General features: G+C 65.5%; 16 protein-coding genes. 4 read left to right on the plus strand and 12 right to left on the minus strand.

What is annotated here, in order from left to right:
* Positions 1-269: 269 nt before the first annotated feature.
* Positions 270-1,265: a GlxA family transcriptional regulator gene (locus AB4Y34_RS27295; RefSeq protein ID WP_368717779.1), complete on the plus strand. Its 996-nt coding sequence runs from the start codon at positions 270-272 to the stop codon at positions 1,263-1,265.
* 113 nt (positions 1,266-1,378) lie between these two features.
* Here AB4Y34_RS27295 and fdhA read toward each other — a convergent pair whose 3' ends face one another.
* Positions 1,379-2,578, minus strand: a complete 1,200-nt coding sequence (gene fdhA, locus AB4Y34_RS27300; RefSeq protein WP_176381424.1) for a formaldehyde dehydrogenase, glutathione-independent — start codon at positions 2,576-2,578, stop codon at positions 1,379-1,381.
* A 278-nt stretch (positions 2,579-2,856) separates the two neighbouring features.
* On the opposite strand from fdhA, the gene ampC reads away from it, so the two are divergent.
* On the plus strand, positions 2,857-4,038 hold the full coding sequence (ampC, locus tag AB4Y34_RS27305; RefSeq protein WP_368717780.1) for a class C beta-lactamase: 1,182 nt from the start codon (positions 2,857-2,859) through the stop codon (positions 4,036-4,038).
* Positions 4,039-4,097: 59 nt separating this feature from the next.
* Here ampC and AB4Y34_RS27310 read toward each other — a convergent pair whose 3' ends face one another.
* The 7 genes from AB4Y34_RS27310 to AB4Y34_RS27340 all read right to left on the minus strand — a co-directional run bounded on the left by AB4Y34_RS27310 (position 4,098) and on the right by AB4Y34_RS27340 (position 12,712).
* Entirely contained in the window at positions 4,098-5,516 is a 1,419-nt protein-coding gene (locus AB4Y34_RS27310; RefSeq protein ID WP_368717781.1) for an MFS transporter, read from the minus strand.
* A 164-nt stretch (positions 5,517-5,680) separates the two neighbouring features.
* Positions 5,681-5,944: a hypothetical protein gene (locus tag AB4Y34_RS27315; protein ID WP_018438003.1), complete on the minus strand. Its 264-nt coding sequence runs from the start codon at positions 5,942-5,944 to the stop codon at positions 5,681-5,683.
* 92 nt (positions 5,945-6,036) lie between these two features.
* Positions 6,037-6,693 carry a sarcosine oxidase subunit gamma gene (locus AB4Y34_RS27320; protein WP_368717782.1) on the minus strand — a complete coding sequence of 219 codons (657 nt, stop codon included), beginning with the start codon at positions 6,691-6,693 and terminating at the stop codon, positions 6,037-6,039.
* Positions 6,683-9,685 carry a sarcosine oxidase subunit alpha family protein gene (locus AB4Y34_RS27325; RefSeq protein ID WP_368717783.1) on the minus strand — a complete coding sequence of 1,001 codons (3,003 nt, stop codon included), beginning with the start codon at positions 9,683-9,685 and terminating at the stop codon, positions 6,683-6,685. The genes AB4Y34_RS27320 and AB4Y34_RS27325 overlap by 11 nt, the downstream gene beginning before the upstream one ends.
* The gene (locus AB4Y34_RS27330; protein ID WP_368717784.1) at positions 9,682-10,011 is read right to left on the minus strand and encodes a sarcosine oxidase subunit delta; all 330 of its coding nucleotides are present in this window, start codon (positions 10,009-10,011) and stop codon (positions 9,682-9,684) included. Before AB4Y34_RS27330 ends, AB4Y34_RS27325 begins: the two co-directional genes overlap by 4 nt.
* A 17-nt stretch (positions 10,012-10,028) precedes the next feature.
* Positions 10,029-11,273 carry a sarcosine oxidase subunit beta family protein gene (locus AB4Y34_RS27335; RefSeq protein ID WP_013091654.1) on the minus strand — a complete coding sequence of 415 codons (1,245 nt, stop codon included), beginning with the start codon at positions 11,271-11,273 and terminating at the stop codon, positions 10,029-10,031.
* 44 nt (positions 11,274-11,317) lie between these two features.
* A complete protein-coding gene (locus AB4Y34_RS27340; protein ID WP_368717785.1) occupies positions 11,318-12,712 on the minus strand; it encodes an L-serine ammonia-lyase in 1,395 nt (464 codons plus the stop codon).
* Positions 12,713-13,038: 326 nt separating this feature from the next.
* On the opposite strand from AB4Y34_RS27340, the gene AB4Y34_RS27345 reads away from it, so the two are divergent.
* On the plus strand, positions 13,039-14,121 hold the full coding sequence (locus AB4Y34_RS27345) for a GlxA family transcriptional regulator (RefSeq protein ID WP_368717786.1): 1,083 nt from the start codon (positions 13,039-13,041) through the stop codon (positions 14,119-14,121).
* 16 nt (positions 14,122-14,137) lie between these two features.
* Here AB4Y34_RS27345 and AB4Y34_RS27350 read toward each other — a convergent pair whose 3' ends face one another.
* The 3 genes from AB4Y34_RS27350 to AB4Y34_RS27360 are packed head-to-tail and all read right to left on the minus strand — an operon-like array spanning position 14,138 to position 17,224.
* On the minus strand, positions 14,138-15,133 hold the full coding sequence (locus tag AB4Y34_RS27350; RefSeq protein WP_368717787.1) for a GlxA family transcriptional regulator: 996 nt from the start codon (positions 15,131-15,133) through the stop codon (positions 14,138-14,140).
* Between the two features lie 20 nt (positions 15,134-15,153).
* Positions 15,154-16,056: a choline ABC transporter permease subunit gene (choW, locus tag AB4Y34_RS27355; RefSeq protein WP_176381408.1), complete on the minus strand. Its 903-nt coding sequence runs from the start codon at positions 16,054-16,056 to the stop codon at positions 15,154-15,156.
* Positions 16,049-17,224, minus strand: a complete 1,176-nt coding sequence (locus tag AB4Y34_RS27360) for a glycine betaine/L-proline ABC transporter ATP-binding protein (protein WP_176125326.1) — start codon at positions 17,222-17,224, stop codon at positions 16,049-16,051. The genes choW and AB4Y34_RS27360 overlap by 8 nt, the downstream gene beginning before the upstream one ends.
* Positions 17,225-17,324: 100 nt before the next feature.
* Here AB4Y34_RS27360 and AB4Y34_RS27365 point away from each other — a divergent pair, with 100 nt between their 5' ends.
* Positions 17,325-17,480, plus strand: a complete 156-nt coding sequence (locus AB4Y34_RS27365; protein WP_368717788.1) for a hypothetical protein — start codon at positions 17,325-17,327, stop codon at positions 17,478-17,480.
* Positions 17,481-17,485: 5 nt separating this feature from the next.
* On the opposite strand, the gene AB4Y34_RS27370 is transcribed toward AB4Y34_RS27365, so the two are convergent.
* The gene (locus AB4Y34_RS27370) at positions 17,486-18,613 is read right to left on the minus strand and encodes a VIT1/CCC1 transporter family protein (RefSeq protein WP_368717789.1); all 1,128 of its coding nucleotides are present in this window, start codon (positions 18,611-18,613) and stop codon (positions 17,486-17,488) included.
* Positions 18,614-18,643 lie beyond the last annotated feature (30 nt).

The following is an 18,643-nucleotide window of genomic DNA, read 5'->3' on the forward strand; positions in this document are numbered from 1 at the left end:
TTTTTCGACAAGTCGGCGCGGTCCGCCTGCGCGGGGCTGCACTACAAGACAGTCTTACTGCGCCGTTCGGGTGCGCCGTACCGCCGTCGCGGCGCCGTTCTGGTGCCGCGGGGAAGCGATTTAATCAGTCAATTGCTTAGCCATTCCACGCTTTGTGCGCAGCATCCAAGGGTTTAGCCTGATGGCACGGTAGTTGCCCTGATATTCAGAATTGAGATAGTCGCCTGCCCCACGGCGACGCGACATTCAAATCAGGATTCCCCGTTCCCATGTCCACCGATCGCACGGCATCGTTGTCGCATTTCGCATTCATGCCGGTTCCCAACTTCACGATGATCGCGTTCACCAACGCGATCGAAGTGCTACGCATGGCGAACTACCTGACGGGCCAGACGCTTTACCGCTGGTCGATCGTGAGTCCCGCCGGCGGCCCGGTCATGGCGAGCAACGGGCTTTCCGTCGATACGGGTCCGGTCGAATGCGTCGGGCAACCCGATATCGTGTTCGTGGTCGGCGGCATCGACGTGCAGCGCTCAACTACCGCCGAGCATCTGTCCGCGCTGCGCCGTTTCGCGCGCATGGGCTCCGTGCTGGGCAGTCTGTGCACGGGCACCTATGCGCTCGCGCGCGCCGGTCTGCTGGCCGGTTATGCGTGCGCGATTCATTGGGAAAACATGTCGGCGCTGAAGGAGGAGTTTCCCGACACGCGCTTTCTGAAAGAGCTGTTCGTGATCGATCGGGATCGGGTGACCTGCACTGGCGGCGTCGCGCCGCTCGACATGATGCTGAACCTGATTTCGCCACGCGTCGGTACCGCGCGCGTCACGCAGATCGCCGAGCAGTTCATCGTCGAACACGTGCGCGACACCAGCGCGCAGCAGAAGATGCCGCTGGTCGCGCGGCTCGGCTCGGCCAACAAGTCGCTGTTCGAAGTGATCTCGCTGATGGAGAACAACATCGAGGAGCCGCTGTCGCGCGAGGAACTGGCGCGGCTCGCCGGCATGTCGCAACGGCAGTTGCAGCGGCTGTTCCGCGAGCACCTGGGCATGACGCCGACGCATTACTACCTGACGCTGCGCCTGCGGCGCGCACGCGAACTGCTATTGCAGACCGACATGTCGATCATGCACATCACGATGGCGTGCGGCTTCCAGTCGGCCTGCCACTTCTCGAAGAGCTATCGCGATGCGTTCGGCACCGCGCCCACCCGCGAGCGCCGCAGCCAGGCGCCTTCGCTGTCTAATGCGCCAGTGCTGGCGGCTTGATCAATTAAGATACGCGCTGAACGGCGTACCCGTTCAGCGCGTGCGTAAGACAACGCGCTGCGTGGACCGGCAGCCCACCCAGCGCTTCGGCGGCACTCTGGCGGCTGGCGACCTCAAGCCGCCTTCAAAAGCCCATGCGGGTCGATCACAAACTTCTTCGGCGCGCCGCCGTCGAATTGCCGATAGCCCTCGGGCGCATCGTCGAGCGATACCACCGTCACGTTGACGATATCGGCGATCGGCAAACGATCCCACAGGATCGCCTGCATCAGATTGCGGTTGTACTTCATGACCGGCGTCTGCCCGGTGTGGAACGAATGCGACTTGGCCCAGCCCAGGCCGAAACGCAAACTGAGACTGCCCTTGCGTGCGGCGGCGTCGGCCGAGCCGGGATCGTCGGTCACGTAGAGGCCGGGAATGCCGATCGCGCCGGCCGCGCGGGTGATCTCCATCAGCGAATTGAGCACCGTGGCCGGGGCTTCCTCGTGTGAGCCGCTGCTGCCGTGACCGTGCGCTTCGAAGCCGACGCAGTCCACCGCGCAATCCACTTCGGGCTTGCCGAGGATCTGCTCGATCTGTTCGCCGAGCGTCGCGTCCTTCGACAGATCGATGGTCTGGAAGCCCATCTTGCGCGCGTGCGCGAGGCGCGCCTCGTTCATGTCGCCGACGATCGTGCACGCTGCACCCAGCAGGCGCGCCGACGCGGCCGCCGCCATGCCGACCGGTCCCGCGCCCGCGATATAGGCTGTCGCGCCGGGCTTCACGCCGGCCATCACCGCGCCGTGATAGCCGGTCGGCAGAATGTCGGACAGGCAGGTCAGGTCGCGGATCTTCGCCATCGCCTGCGCCGGGTCCGGGAATTTCAGCAGATTGAAGTCCGCATACGGCACGAGTACGTATTCGGCCTGGCCGCCAATCCATCCGCCCATGTCGACATAGCCATACGCGCCGCCCGCGCGCGACGGATTGACGTTCAGGCACACGCCGGTATGCTGTGCCTTGCAGGTCGGGCAGCGTCCGCAGGCCACGTTGAACGGCACCGACACCAGATCGCCGACGCTCAGCGTTTCGACGTCGCGCCCTACCTCGATCACTTCGCCGGTAATCTCGTGCCCGAGCACGAGGCCGACCTCGGCGGTCGTGCGGCCACGCACCATGTGCTGATCGGAGCCGCAGATATTCGTGCTCACCACCTTCAGGATTACGCCATGGCCGATCGAGCGGCCACGTGGATCGACCATCTTCGGATAGTCGATCGACTGCACTTCGACCTTGCCCTGCCCCAGATACACGACGCCGCGATTGCTGCTCATTGTCTCGTCTCCATGTTCGTGAGCGGCGCGCCCGCACGCTGCATGGCGCGCCGTTCCACCAGCGTAGCGGCCGCTCGCAGCGGCACCTGTGCCGAACCCGACACGCGTTTGGCCACAACCGACAACGCCGGCATAGCTCGCGCTGCGGCCCACAACTTTTTCTTTACCCCGGCGCAACATATCCTCGTTTGCCAGCGTTTCGCAAAAGCCCGATAGTGCTGCCTCAGCCGAATCGCCGATCCGCCGACTCACACTCCCCGACCGAGGACCCGTTTGCAATGAAGACCCGAGCGCTCAAACTGATAACAACCGCGACGTTCGCGCTGTTCACGCTGTCCGCGATCTCACCCGCCGGTCACGCGGCCGAGCCAGCCGCCGCGCAACGCCAAGCCACCGTCGATGCGGCGATCCGGCCGCTGATGGCGAAGTACCATATCGCCGGCATGGCGGTTGGCGTGATCGACGACGGCAAGCCCTACGTGTACAACTACGGCGTCGCATCGACCCAAAGCGGCAAGCCGGTCACACGCGATACGCTGTTCGAACTCGGCTCGGTCAGCAAGACCTTCACGGCGACGCTCGCGTCGTATGCGCAGCTCGACGGCAAGCTGTCGTTGGCGGACGGCACGGAGCGCTATCTGCCGACGCTGCGCGGCCGGCCGTTCGGCAAAGTGAGCCTGCTGAACCTCGGCACGCACACGCCCGGCGGTCTGCCGCTCCAGGTTCCGGACGACATCCACAACGACGCGCAATTGCTGCAGTACTTGCACGACTGGCAGCCCGCTCATCCGCCCGGCACGTTCCGCACCTACTCGAATCCCGGCATCGGCACGCTGGGCCTGATCACCGCGAAAAGCATGGGGCAGGACTTCACAGTGCTAATGCAGCAACGCGTGTTTCCGGCGCTCGGCATGAAGAGCACTTACATCGACGTCCCAGCGGCGAAAATGCCGGACTACGCGCAGGGCTATGCGAAAGACGGTGCGCCGGTCCGTCTGACGGGCGGTGTGCTTTCCGCTGAGGCGTATGGAGTGAAGTCGACCGCCGCCGATATGCTGCGTTTCGTGCAGGCGAACATGAATCTGATTCCGCTCGACGGTCAGTTCCAGCGTGCGATCACGGATACGCATACCGGCTACTTCCAGGCCGGTGTGCTGACTCAGGATCTGATCTGGGAGCAGTACCCGTATCCAGTCGCGCTGCCGACCTTGCTGGCCGGCAATTCGGCGGAAATGGTCCTCGACGGCAAGCCGGCGACCGAAATCAAACCACCGCTGCAGCCGCAGCAGAATGTCTGGATCAACAAGACCGGTTCGACCAATGGCTTCGGCGCGTATGTCGCCTTCGTGCCGCAAAAGCGCATCGGCATCGTGCTGCTCGCCAACCGCAATTTCCCGAACGAGGCGCGCGTGAGCGCCGCGCATCAGATCCTCACGGCGCTGGATGGCGGCGAGCATTGATGGATTGAGTACGACGGGACGGGGTACGGTCGCGTGCGGCGCGCTCCGTCCCGTGACTTTCATTCCCGCACAGCGGTCAACGCGCTGCGCGCATCGGCTTCGACCGCTTCGGACATGAGTGTTTCCAGCGCCATGCCACGCGTTTCGATCCCGAGTATCCACACCGCCGCCGCGGCGACCACGAAGCACATCGCGCCCAGCGAGAACACACCGCCCTGTCCGAAGACCGGCAGCACGACGCCCACGACATAAGGACCGATGAGCGAGCCGACCCGGCCGACCGCGGACGCGAAGCCCGATCCGGTCGCCCGCGCGCCGGTGCCGTAAAGCTCGGGGGTGTACGTGTACAGCACCGCCCACATCGAGAACATGAAGAACTGCATCGCGAGTCCGGCACAGATCAGCAGCCCCGGCGTCTGCACATGGAGCGCCGTTTGCCCGTAGACGTACGCCATCACCGCGCTGCCCGCGAGCGACGCGATACAGGTCGGCTTGCGGCCCCAGCGCTCTACGAGCCACGCCGCGCAGATGAAGCCGGGCACGCCGCCTAGGGAAATCAGCACCGTGTACAGCACGGACTTCGTCACCGCGAAGCCAGCCTGCTGCATCAACGCGCCGAGCCACGACGTCAGCCCATAAAAGCCGAGCAATGCGAAGAACCACAGCGTCCAGACCATGATCGTGCGACGCCGGTACGCCAGGCTCCAGATTTCGCGTAACGCGCCAGTGCCCTTCGCCGCCGCGGGTTCCGCCAGCATCACCGGTGCTGGCAACTGGCTCACGTTCGCCGAGCGCATCACCTTGGCCTCGATGCCGGCGAGAATACGATCGGCTTCCTCATGACGGGCACGATGTTCGAGCCAGCGCGGCGACTCGGGCACCACACGGCGGACGATCAGCACGAACACCGCCGGAATCGCGAGCAGCGCGAACTCGCTGCGCCAGCCAAAGTTCGGCAGCACGAAATACGACACCACGCCCGACGTGATGAAGCCGAGCGGCCAGAAACCATCCATCAGCGCAATCAGGCGGCCGCGCGATGCGGCGGGCACGAACTCCGACAGCAAGGTCTGCGCGATCGGAAACTCCATCCCCATGCCGACGCCGAGCAGCACGCGATACAGGATCAGCACATCGACGCTCTGCGCGGTCGAACACAGATACGACGCCAGCCCCCACAGCACCATGCTCCATTGAAACACGGGCCGGCGTCCGAAGCGATCCGCCAGCAGACCCGCCACGGCCGCGCCGAGCACCATGCCGAAGAAACTCGCACTGGCGACGAGCCCCGTCGTCGCGGTCGACAGATGGAACTCGTTCTTGATCGAACCGAGCACGAAGGTCATCGTGGCGAGGTCGACCGAATCGAAGAAGAACGCGATCGCGACGATGATGAAGAGGGTTCGGTGATAGCGGGAGAACGGCAAGCGTTCGAGCCGGGCGGCTGCGCTGGCGCGAAGCGGGAAAGCAGTGGACATGTGATCCCCTCGTGGATACGGCGGTTGACGCGGTGACTTCCGCGTGGATGGGGCAAACTGTGTCCTCAGTAGATGCCGACATAAATCGGCCACATAGAAGAAATGCGTCGTCGGGATGGAACAGAGGCGTCGTGACGCGTCCGCCATGCCGCCAGGTTTCGGCGCTACGTGCGCAACCGCGCATGCGCGGCGCTGGCGATCCGCGCAAGCGCCTCTGCGCTCAGACGGGCCGCGACTTTTTCGACGTACGCGTGATGCCGCGCTTCGAGCGGCGCACCGAGTTGCCGTGCGAGCAGATAACGGATCAGCGCGATGCGGCGGTGGCGCAGCGCGATGCTTTGATCGAGCAGCGCGAGCGCGGCACTGGCATCGTGCTCATCGCACGCGCGCGCGGTGAGACGCGCGGTGGCGACCCGGGTCGACGTCATGGCGGAAGACGGGGAAGAAGAGACGGAAAAAACGGCGGCCGGGGCGCGCACACACCGGCCGCAATCGATTGGCAAAGCCCATCGTGTCCCGCTCAGGACATCAACGGCTCCGCGGCGTCGAGCATGATCCTGGCGAAGTAATCCGCGAAGCTGCGGCGCACGACGATGTCGAAACTGTCGGCGCCCGTGGGCAGCAACGTGATCGACGCCTTGAAATAATGGCTCTGCGCGCACTGCCCCACGCCGAATAGTTTCGGATGCAGATCGAGCGGGCAGCCGCGCGCGAGCACGTCGCGCGTCAGGGTGCCCTTGATTTCGAGCACCGTATAGCCGCTGCCGACATCGACCGCCGAGGCGAACACGCCCGCGAACGACGCGCCGAGCAACGCCAGCAACGGCGCCGCGCGCGTCGCATCATGCGCGGCCTCCGAACGCACGAGCCATTCGTCCGGGCCGAGCCACAGCATGTCGTAGCCGTTGCCGCGCGCGACGGTGTTTGCCTTCTCCGGCGGCTTGCAGCCGACCACCTGTTCCACCGCACGGATGAACGCCGCGTCGCGCGTATCGCCGCGCACGTTGACGAGTTCGAGAAACGGCCGCTCGCCGAGCCGGAACGCGGCAGTCGCGTTGGCCTGATGCTGTTTCAGCAGGCCATCCACACCGACCAGCGGCGACTCCTGCCACGCGCCGTTCTGCCGCCCGACCGTACGGTCCACGATCGATACCGTTCCGCCTGTTTCATTCCACATGTTGACGTGCTCCTTCGCTGTCGTAGAACACCGGACTCGCGATTTTCGCCGCGATCTGTTTGCCGCTCGCGAGCGGAATCGTGACCGTCGTGCCGATCTTGTCGAGGCCGCCCTTGACGACCGCCATCGCGATCGAGCGCTGCAGAATCGGGCTGTAATAGCTCGACGTGACATGCCCCAGCATCGGCGCGGTATCGCCCTGGAACGGACCGGCGACGATTTGCGAGCCCTCGGGGATCACGAACGATGCGTCTTCCGATAGCAGCCCGACCAGTTGCTTGCGCCCCGCCTTCGCGGTGTCCGAGCGGGAGAGCGAGCGCTTGCCGAGAAAGTCTTTCGACTTCGCGACGAGCCCGCCCATGCCGAGGTCGTGCGGCGTCATCGAACCGTCGGTATCCTGGCCGACGATGATGTAGCCCTTCTCCGCGCGCAGCACGTGCATCGTCTCGGTGCCGTACGGCGTGATGTTGAACTCCTCGCCCGCGGCCATCAACGCTTCCCATACCGCGCGTCCGACGTTGGCCGGCACGTTGACTTCATAAGCGAGTTCGCCCGAGAAGCTGATGCGCATCACGCGCGCCGCCGCACCGGCGACCGTGCCTTCACGATATGTCATGAACGGGAACGCCGCGTTCGCGAAGTCGATGTCGTCGCAAACCTTTTGCAGCACCTTGCGGCTCTGCGGTCCGACCACCGCGAAGGTCGCCCAGTGATCGGTGACCGACGCGAGCCGCACGCGCAGGTCGGGCCATTCGGTTTGCAGCCAGCGTTCGAGCCACGTGAGCACACGCGCCGCGCCGCCGGTGGTGGTCGTCATCATGTAGTGCTGATCGGCGAGGCGCACGGTCACGCCGTCGTCGAAGATCATGCCGTTCTCGTCGAGCATCAGGCCGTAGCGGCACTTGCCGACTTCGAGCTTGGTCCACGGGTTCGTGTACACCCAGTTCAGCAGCTTTGCGGAGTCCGGGCCCTGAATGTCGATCTTGCCGAGCGTCGACGCATCGAGAATGCCGACGCTCGTGCGCACCGCGAGCGACTCCCGCGCAACCGCCGCGTGCAGGTCCTCGCCCTTCTTCGGGTAGAACCACGGCCGCTTCCAGTTGCCGACGTCTTCGAACGCCGCGCCATGTTCGACGTGCCATTCATGGATCGCGGTCTTGCGCACCGGGTCGAGCAATTCGCCCAGTTCGCGGCCGGCGAACGTGCCGAACGTGACCGGCGTGTAGTTCGGCCGGAACGTCGTGGTGCCGGTCTCGGGAATGGTCTTGCCGAGCGCCTGCGCGAGAATCGCCATGCCGTTGATGTTGCCGAGCTTGCCCTGGTCGGTGCCGAAGCCCATCGCGGTGTAGCGCTTCACGTGTTCGACCGATTCGAAGCCTTCGCGCGCGGCGAGGAAGATATCGGCGGCCGAGACGTCGTTCTGGAAATCGACGAACTGCTTGGGCCCGCGTGTGGCCAGCTCGCGTCCGCCGACGAGCCACAGCGGCTCCAGCTTCGTTTCGCTCAGCTCGGCGACCTGCACCGGCTTGGGCCGCGCGACGATGTGCCCGGCAGCGCGCGCCGCTTCGACGCCGGCATCGACCGCGAAACGGATGCCCTGGCCGAGCGTGAAGTCGCCCGCGCAGGAGCCGACGCTGGTCTCCGGCTGGACCGCCTTGCCCGGCACGAAGCAGGCCTTGTCGTCATGCCAGTGGGCCTTGCCGCCCGACTGCGCGAACAGATGCAGCACCGGGCTCCAGCCGCCCGACATCGCGAGCAGGTCGCACGGCAGTTCGCCCTGCTGAGCGGTGATCTGCCCTTTCGCATACGACGCGAGCGACACCGACGCGACCCGCAGCTTGCCATGCGCCGCCGTGACGACCGTGCCGTTCAACACCTTGATGCCGTGGCGGCGCGCGAGCGCGGGCAGCGTGCCCTTCGATTCACCCGCACGCGGATCGATGACGGTTACCTGTGCGCCGGCCGCTTTCAGGTCGAGCGCGCATTGATAGCCGTCGTCGTTGTTGGTGAACACGACCGCGTTGCGACCCGGCAGCACCGCATAGCGATGCAGATAGGTCGACACCGCCGACGCGAGCATCACGCCGGGCAGATCGTTGTTGCCGAACACGATCGGCCGTTCATGCGCGCCGGTCGCCAGAATCACGCGTTTCGCGCGGATCTTCCACAGCAGTTCGCGCGTGCCCTTGCGTTGCGACACGGGCAGATGATCGGTCAGGCGCTGCGTGACCGTAACGAGATTGTGGTCCTGATAGCCGAACGCGGTGCTGCGGCTCAGGATCTTCACGTCGGGCATTTGCCGCAATTCGTCTTCGATTTTCTGCACCCACTGCAGCGCGGGCTTGCCGTCGATCTCCGCGGCACACGACAGCAGCGAGCCGCCGAGTTCGGGCTGATCGTCGACGAGCGTCACCCGCGCGCCGGACAACGCCGCCGCGTGCGCGGCCGCGAGCCCGGTCGGGCCGCCGCCGACCACCAGCACGTCGCAATGCGCGAAGCACTTGTCGTAGCGGTCCGCGTCGCGCTGTTTTGGCGCGGTGCCGAGGCCGGCCGCGTCGCGGATCGCTTCCTCGTACTTCGGCCACAGTTTGCGCGGCCACATGAAGGTCTTGTAGTAGAAGCCCGCTGGAATGAAGCGCGCGATCTTCTGGTTGATCGCCATGCGGTCCTTCTCGATGCTCGGCTTCGCGTTCACGCTGCTCGCGACGAGCCCCTGGTACAACTCGACTTCGGTGGCTCGCGCGTTCGGCACCGTGTAGGCGCCGGTCTCCAGTTGCACGACCGCGTTCGGCTCCTCGACACCCGCGGTCACGATGCCGCGCGGCCGATGATATTTCCAGCTGCGCGCGACGAAGTGCATGCCGTTCGCGAGCAATGCGGACGCGAGCGTATCGCCCTGATAGCCCTGGTATTCGACGCCGTTGAACGTGAAGCTCAGCGCGATCGCGCGGTTGATGCGGCCGCCGGTTGGGAGTCGGTCTTTCTGGCTCATGATGCTTTGCCCTCTTGTGCCTTTGCGTTGGCTGCCTGTGGATCGCTACTGTCTAACGCCAGCAACGGACGCTCGAATGTCTGATAACCCTGGAACGCATAGCTGACGGTGTCGCGCTGCGCCTTGAACCAGCGGCGGCAGCCCTGCGTGTGGAACCATTGCTCGCGATGCACGCCGCGCGGGTTCTTGCGCATGAACAGGTAATCGCCCCATTCCTTGTCGGTCAGCGATTCGGTGTCGAGCGGGCGGGCGATGTCCGCCTCGCCGCCGCAGGAGAATTCGGTTTCGGCGCGGGGACCGCACCACGGGCATTCGATCAGCAACATCTGTGTCTCCTCGTCGACTAGTGGGCCACGGCGGCAGCGCCGTGCTCATCGATCAGATGACCGGTATAGAACCGGTCCAGCGAAAACGGCGCGTTCAACGGATGCGGTTCGTCCTTCGCGATCGTGTGCGCAAAGACCCATCCCGAACCGGGCGTCGCCTTGAAGCCGCCCGTCCCCCAGCCGCAGTTGAAGTACAGCCCCTTCACATCGGTCTTGCTGATGATCGGGCACGCGTCCGGCGACACATCGACGATGCCGCCCCACTGCCGGTTCATCCGCACGCGAGAAAACACCGGGAACATTTCGACGATCGCCTCGAGCGTGCCCTCGATGATGTGGAAGCTGCCGCGCTGCCCAAACCCGGTGTACTGATCGACGCCCGCGCCGATCACCAGATCGCCCTTGTCGGACTGGCTGATGTACGCGTGGACCGCGTTCGACATCACGACCGTGTTGACCACCGGCTTGATCGGCTCCGACACCAGCGCCTGCAACGGATGGCTTTCGAGCGGCAAGCGCACGCCGGCCATGTCCGCGAGCGTCGACGTGTTGCCGGCCGTGACCACCGCGACCTTCTTCGCCTTGATGAAGCCCTTGGTCGTATCGACGCCCGTCACCTGGCTGCCGTTGCGGCGAATGCCGACCACCTGGCAGTTCTGCACGATATCGACGCCGGCCTGATCCGCGCCGCGCGCGAAGCCCCAGGCCACCGCATCGTGCCGGGCCACGCCGCCGCGCCGCTGGATCGATGCGCCGAGCACCGGATAGCGGCTGTTCAGATTGATGGTCGGTTCGAGTTCCTTGATCTGCGCGGGCGTGAGAAATTCGGCGTCCACACCATTCAGCCGGTTCGCGTTGACGCGGCGTTCGGTGTCGCGCACGTCCTGCAGCGTATGCGCGAGATTCATCACGCCGCGCTGGCTGAACATCACGTTGTAGTTCAGATCCTGCGAGAGTCCTTCCCACAGCTTCATCGCCTTCTCGTAGAGCCCGGCGGATTCGTCCCACAGATAGTTCGAGCGCACGATCGTCGTATTGCGCGCGGTATTGCCGCCGCCGATCCAGCCCTTCTCGAGCACCGCGACGTTGCGCACGCCGTGTTCCTTCGCGAGGTAGTACGCGGTCGCGAGACCATGCCCGCCACCGCCGACGATCACGACGTCGTACTCACGTTTAGGCTCGGGGCTGCGCCATTGCCGCTCCCAGTTCTCGTGATACGACATCCCGTTGCGCAGCAGGCTGAATATCGAATAGCGGCTCATCGTGGGTCCTTTGCGGTTTTGCAGTACGGTGTAGCGGTAGCGGTTCAACACTCGATGACGTTCACGGCCAGCCCGCCGCGCGACGTCTCCTTGTATTTCGTCTTCATGTCGGCGCCGGTTTCGCGCATCGTGCGGATCACGCTGTCGAGCGACACCACGTGCTTGCCGTCGCCCTTCATCGCGAGGCGCGCCGCGTTGATCGCCTTGATCGCGCCCATCGCGTTGCGCTCGATGCACGGAATCTGCACGAGCCCGCCGACCGGGTCGCAGGTCATGCCGAGGTTGTGTTCCATGCCGATTTCGGCGGCGTTCTCGACCTGCGCGGGCGTGCCGCCCATCACGGCCGCGAGCGCCGCGGCGGCCATCGAGCAGGCCACGCCCACTTCACCCTGGCAGCCCACTTCGGCGCCGGAGATCGACGCGGTTTCCTTGTAGATGATGCCGATCGCAGCGGCGGTCAGCAGGAAGTCGACGATGCCCGCGTCGTTCGCCGCATGCATGAACTTCACGTAGTAGTGCAGCACCGCCGGGATCACGCCGGCCGCGCCGTTGGTCGGCGCGGTGACGACCCGGCCGCCCGCGGCGTTTTCCTCGTTGACGGCCATCGCGTACAGGTTGACCCAGTCGAGCATCGACAGCGGGTCGCGCAGCGATTCCTCCGAGCGTGCGCGCAAGCGCTCGCACAGTTCGGCCGCGCGGCGCTTCACGTGCATCGGGCCGGGCAGTTCGCCGCGCACCTTGCAGCCGCGTTCGACACACGCGGCCATCGTGCGCCAGATTGCCAGCAGGCCCTCGCGCACTTCGTGCTCGGGCCGGGTCGCGCATTCGTTGCGCAACGTCACTTCGGCGATCGACAGGCCGCTTTCGCGGCACACGCGCATCAGATCGGCGCCGGTGCGAAACGGATACGGCACCTCCGCGGTCGCGCGCCGTCCATTCACGCGATCGCCGTCGCGATTGACGACGAAGCCGCCGCCAATCGAGAAATACTCTTTCTCGACCAGCAACTGACCAGTCTCGTCGAAGGCCTGAAAGCGCATGCCGTTCGGATGCACGACACCCGAGCCCGGTGCGCCCGGCATCAGCTTGCGGTAGAAGCCGACATGCTCGCGCTCGTCGAACGCGACCGGATGCTTGCCGAGCAGCACGAGCTGTTTGGTCTCGCGGATCGTCCGCAGCCTCGGCTCGATCAGGTCGGGATCGAGCTGGTCGGGCAGATTGCCTTCGAGGCCGAGCAGCACCGCCTTATCGGTGCCGTGGCCCTTGCCGGTCGCGCCGAGCGAGCCGAACAGCTCGGCTCTGACGCGCCGCACGAAGCCGAGCAGATTCGCGTCCTCGACATGCGATGCGAAGCGGCATGCGGCGATCATCGGCCCGACCGTGTGTGAGCTCGATGGACCGATGCCGATCTTGAACAGATCGAAGACGCTGACGTTCATGGCTTGCCTTGTGCGTTGTGTCTTGCGAGTTGCGATGGCCGGAAGCGCTTCGACTCGACTGATGCGCCCGGATGGAAAGTGCGTCTATTGCACCGCACGGCAGGCCCGATCGATAGAATAAAAACGGCATCGCAATGGGATGGCGTCGTCAAATGACCCGCCACGCGGGCCTCCCGGCGGATTTGCGATGACTTGCGACGCATTCGCTAAAGGCGACCCGACGCCGGCAGGCAATGCTGAAGGTCCGTGGTGCTATGCTTGCCCACAGCCTTTTCGGTCAACGTTCGTTCCTCTTTCGCAGCTCTGATCACCGACCCGCCGCGCGCATGAATTCCGCTGAAACGCTTGCCCCTTCCTCACTCGACACCGCCGCGAAGCAGCGCATCCGCTTCGGCATCATCCTGCTGCCGAACTTCACGCTGACCGCGTTCTCGGGTTTCGTCGACCTGCTGCGCCTGTCCGCCGACGAAGGCGACTTCAGCAAGCCGGTGCGCTGCTCGTGGAGCGTGATCGGGGAAACCCTTGCTCCGGTGCGCGCGAGTTGCGGCATCCAGATCACGCCGTGGGAAACCTTCGAGACCGCCGAAAAGTTCGACTATGTCGTGGTGGTCGGCGGACTGCTGCACTCGGGGCCCGCCGCGAGCGAGGCGACGCTCGCGTTCATCCGCCGCACCGCCGCGCGCGACGCGACGCTGGTCGGCATGTGCACCGGCGTGTTCTCGCTGATGCGAGCGGGCGTGCTCGACGGCCACCGGATCTGCGTGAGCTGGTTTCACTACTGGGATTTCATCGAGCGCTTTCCGTCGGTCGACGAACAGATGCTGGTCGCCGACCGCCTGTTCGTGATCGACCGGCGGCGCATCACGTGTTCGGGCGGGCGCGCGTCGATCGACGTCGCCGCCGCGATCCTGCTGCGGCACTTCGAAACCGCGACGGTGCAGAAGGCGCTGCGCATCCTGCTCGTCGACGACCTGCAGAAAGGCAACGCGCCGCAGCCGCATCCGCCCGGACTTGCGCCGGCCTCGCATCCGAAGGTCAAGCGCGCGATCCTGCTGATGGAGCAGCACGTGGGCCGCGCGCTGTCGCTCGACGAACTGGCGGGCAAGCTCGATCTGTCGCCGCGTCAATTGGAACGGCTGTTCAAGGCGCAGACCGGCAAGGCGCCGCAGGCCTACGCGAAGCAGGTGCGTCTGCGCACCGCAGCGTGGCTGCTGACGAGTTCGGACAAGACTGTCGCCGATATCGCGTCGAGCTGCGGCTTTTCGGACGCGTCGCACCTGGGGCGGGAATTTCGCAAACAGTTCGGCGTGCCGCCGATGATGTATCGCGAGCAGCGCGGCACGGCTGAGCAAGTCGACGACGGCTCGTGCTACGACGAAACCTTTCCGGGCCGCGCGCAGGCGATCTGATTCGACGCGGCGTGCGCTACTCCGGCATGCGCCGCTCGACGCTCGGCGCGTGTCCGAACTGCGCGCGATACGCCTTGCTGAAATGACACGGCGAATGAAAACCGCACACCGTGGTCACCCGCGCGATCGATGCATCGGTATTGCGCAGCAGATCGCGCGCGCGGCGCAGCCGCAGGCTCAGGTAGTAATGCGTCGGCGATACGTTCAGGAACAGCTTGAACATCCGCTGCAAATGGCGCTGCGACAGGTTCACGAGCCGCGCGAGTTCATCGAGCGATAGCGGCTCCTCGATGTTCGCTTCCATCAGCCGCACCACTTCGATCAGTTCGGCGCGCGACAGGCCGACCCGCGCATCGACCGGAATGTGCTGGTGATCGGTCGAACCGCGAATCCGCTCGACGACGAACTGCTCGGACACCTGCGCGGCCACCGCGGGCCCGAGCCGCATGCCCACCAGATGCAGCATCAGATCGAGCGGCGCGGTGCCGCCGGTGCAGGTCAGCCGGTCGCGGTCGATCACGAACAGCTCGTCGTCGAAGTGCACGTGCGGATAGCGCTGGTGCAACGGCGACATGTCCTCCCAATGCACGGTCGCCCGATAGCCGTCGAGCAGCCCCGCCGCGAGCAGCGCATACGGGCCCGTGCAGATGCCGCCGAGCGGCAAGCGGTGCGCGGCCGCCTCGCGCAACAGTGCGATCACCGCGTCGTTCACATACTCGCGCACGTGCCAGCCCGCGCATACGAACAGCAGGTCCGGCATGCCGGCCTCGGCGAGCGTGGTGGTCGGCTTCACCGTGATGCCGTTGCTCGCGCGCGCCGGCTCGCCATCCGGTGTGACTACCGACCACCGGTAGTGCTGCGCGCGGCCCACGTAGTTCGCCATGCGCAGCACCTCGACCGCGCTGGTGAACGCGATCATCGAGAAGTTCGGCAGCGTCAGGAAGCCGACGTGCGCGACGGCTGACAGCCGCGCGTCGGCTTGTTCGGCGGTGGCGATTGCGTCGCGCTTCATGGACGTATCGGATCAGGCCATCAGCCGTGTTGCGCGGCCGGCTCGCGGCGCACTTTCATCGCCTGGCGCAATCCGGCGAACAGCGGTGCGCGTGCCTTGCCCGGCGCCCGGCCGAAGCTCTCGGTGATGCGGTCCAGAATGATCGCCAGCATTACGACCGACATGCCGCTTTCGAAGCCGAGCCCGATATCGAGCCGCTGGATGCTCGCGAGCACGTCGTTGCCGAGACCGCCCGCGCCGACCATCGACGCGATGATGACCATCGACAGCGCCATCATGATGGTCTGGTTCACGCCGGTCATGATCGACGGCAGCGCGTTCGGAAACTGCACCTTGTAGAGCAGCTGCCACGGCGTGCAGCCGAACGCCTGCCCCGCTTCGACGATTTCATGATTGACGTGCTTGATGCCGAGCGCGGTCAGACGCACCGCGGGCGGCATCGCGAAGATCACCGTCGACAGGATGCCGGGCACGCGGCCGAGGCCGAACAGCATCGCAGCCGGAATCAGGTAGACGAACGCGGGCATCGTCTGCATCAGATCGAGGACGGGGCGCACGATCATTTCGACGGTGCGGCTCTTCGCCATCCAGATGCCGAGCGGTACGCCGAGCACGAGACTGATCACCGTCGACGACAGTGTGAGGCCGAGCGTGATCACCATCTGATCCCAGAAGCCGGTGCCGTAGATCAACAGCAGCGCGGCCAGCGTGAACAACGCGAAGCGCCAGCCGACGCGCCACAAGCCGATGCCGACGAAGAACGCCATCAGCGCCCACATCGGCACGGCCTGCAAACCGTGCTCGACGGCTGCGGCGAAACTCTCGATGACCTTGCCGATCGTGTCGAAGGTCTTCGCATCATGATCGAGCAGGTAGTGAACGCCGTGATCCACCCAGGCGCCAAGCGGAATCATTTCAGACATGGGAACCTCGATGATGCGTGAGAACGCTCAGCACGTTCGTCTTGTTGACCGAGCCGCAGTAGGAGCCGTCCGCTTCGACGACCGGCAGCGGCGCGCGGCTCGCCACCACGCGCTCGACCACGTCGTTGAGCGGCGTGCTGCGATGGATGCATTCGATCTGGTTGAGCTGCGGCGACACGCTGCCCGTCGCGTCGCGGCATACGAAGCCGCGTATCCTGCGCTCGCTGTCGAGCACGAACGCGTAGTCGGCGCTGCCGTTCAGCGTCGCGGCGACGCTCGACGCGTCGATCTGCGGCGCGTGCATCAGCGGCACGTCGTCGGTTTGCATCAGATCGCCGGCCGTCAGATAGCGGCTCGTGTCGATGCCTTCGAAGAATGCGCGCACGTAGTCGTCGGCCGGGTTCTTGATGATTTCCTGCGGCGTGCCGATCTGCACGACGCGCCCGCCTTCCATGATCGCGATGCGCGTGCCGATGCGCATCGCCTCCTCCAGATCGTGCGATACGAACAGGATCGTGCGCTGCTGCTCGCGCTGCAGATCGAGCAGCACGTTCTGCATTTCCTTGCGCTTGAGCGGATCGAGCGCGGAGAACGCCTCGTCCATGATCATCAGCGACGGGTTGACCGTGAGCGCGCGCGCGAGCCCGACCCGCTGCTGCATCCCGCCCGACAGCTCGGCGGGCAGCTTCTGCGCGAACGGCGCGAGGCCGACCTGTTCGAGCACCGCCAGCGCCCGCGCCTCACGCTGCTTGCGGCCGACGCCCGCGACCTCGAGGCCGAACGCCGCGTTGGCCAGCACGGTGCGCTGCGGCATCAGCGCGAATGACTGGAACACCATGCTCATGTCCTTGCGGCGCAGCGCCGTCAGCTCGGCGCGCGGCACGCTCGCGACATCGCGGCCGTCGATCAGCACCTTGCCGGCGCTGGGCTCGACGAGCCGATTGATCAGGCGAATCAGCGTCGACTTGCCGGAGCCTGACAGCCCCATCAGCACGAAGATTTCGCCCTCGCGAACCTCGAACGACGCGTTGTGCACGCCGACGATCTGACCGGTGCGGGCAAACACCTCCTCTTTGGTGGCGCCGCTGGCCAGCATTGCGAGCGCCTGTTTCGGGTTGGTGCCGAACACCTTGCACAGCCCTTCGACCACGACCTTGGGGGAATTCATCGAATGCTCTCCTCGCTTGCGGACGTCGCCCGCGCTGTGCCTACATAGTTGCTAGAAAAAAGTGCGGCTAGCCGACTATTTCCGACAAGCACATGAGGAAATGCGACACCCGGCCGCGCCGCAAGCGCTCGACGCGGCGACGAAAGCCTTGTGGCAGAAGGGATTGGCGCAGGTCGGCCGGCGCGCGGAGGATGTCGCGACAGAGCAAGCGGTGCTCCTGGACGGCAGCGAGCGCGACACGGTGCCCGCGGGGTGAACCGCTCAGGAGATCGACACGCCCAGCAAACGTCCGACGCCGAACGTAAATCCCGCCGCGACCAGCCCGATGATGATCTGGCGCATCGCCGAAAATCCCGCGCTGCGGCCGTTGAACAGCGACGTGAACACGCCGATCGACGCGAGCGCCAGCATGCTCAGCACGACACACTGCACGATCGCGCTGACGCCGTGCGACCACAGAAAAGGCATCACCGGAAAAATCGCGCCCAGCGAGAACAGACAGAACGACACGCCCGCCGCCGACCACGGGTTGCCGCCCAGTTCCGCCGGATCGAGACCGAGTTCCTCGCGCGTGAGGGTGTCGAGCGCCTTGTCCTTGTCGCGCATCATCTGCGCGGCCACGCGTTTCGCCTCGTTCGCGTCGAGCCCTTTCGCGCGGTAGATCAGCGCGAGCTCGTGCTCCTCCGCTTCGGGCTGCTCTTCGATCTCCTCGGCTTCCTTGGCGATCTGCGTGCTCGCGAGTTCGCGCGCATTGGTGACCGACAGCCATTCGCCGAGCGCCATCGAACAGGCACCGGCGATCAGCCCGGCGAGGCCGGTCAACAGGATCGCCTGGTTGCCGGTGCCCGCGCCGGCGACGCCCATGATCAGGCAGAAGTTCGACACGAGGCCATCGTTCGCGCCGAGCACGGCCGCGCGCAGATCGTTGCCCGACGCGGCGCCCTTGTGCCACGACTCGGCCGCGGCGATGCGCGCGCCGGGCGACAGGTCGGTATTGCTGGTGCTGGCGAGCGTCTGCACGACCGCCGCGTGATGATGCTCATCGGCCGACATGTGGCCTGCGTCGCGTTGGCCTCGATATTTGTTGCGGTCCGCGTATTCGGCGGCGGCAAGAGTAGGCAGCACGAAGTCCGCGCCGCACACGCGCACGAGCGCCTTCATCAGACGAGTCTTGATCGCATGACCGCCGCCTTTCGGTTCGATGCCGTTGGCCCGGAGCTTGTCGGCCCACACTTGCGCGTGACTGTGTTCGGATTGCGCGAGATCCTGATAGACCTGCCTGCGGGTCTCGTCTTTCTCGACTCGCGCGAGCGTCTCATACAGGGCGGCGCTGTGCAGTTCGTCGGAGAGGTTCGCCTTGTAGCGTTTCACTTCATGCTTCGTTGCCATGATCACGTTCCCCGCGGATCGCGTTGCTGA

It is taken from the genome of Paraburkholderia sp. BR10954 (assembly GCF_040965775.1).
Classification (GTDB): Bacteria; Pseudomonadota; Gammaproteobacteria; order Burkholderiales; family Burkholderiaceae; genus Paraburkholderia; species Paraburkholderia youngii.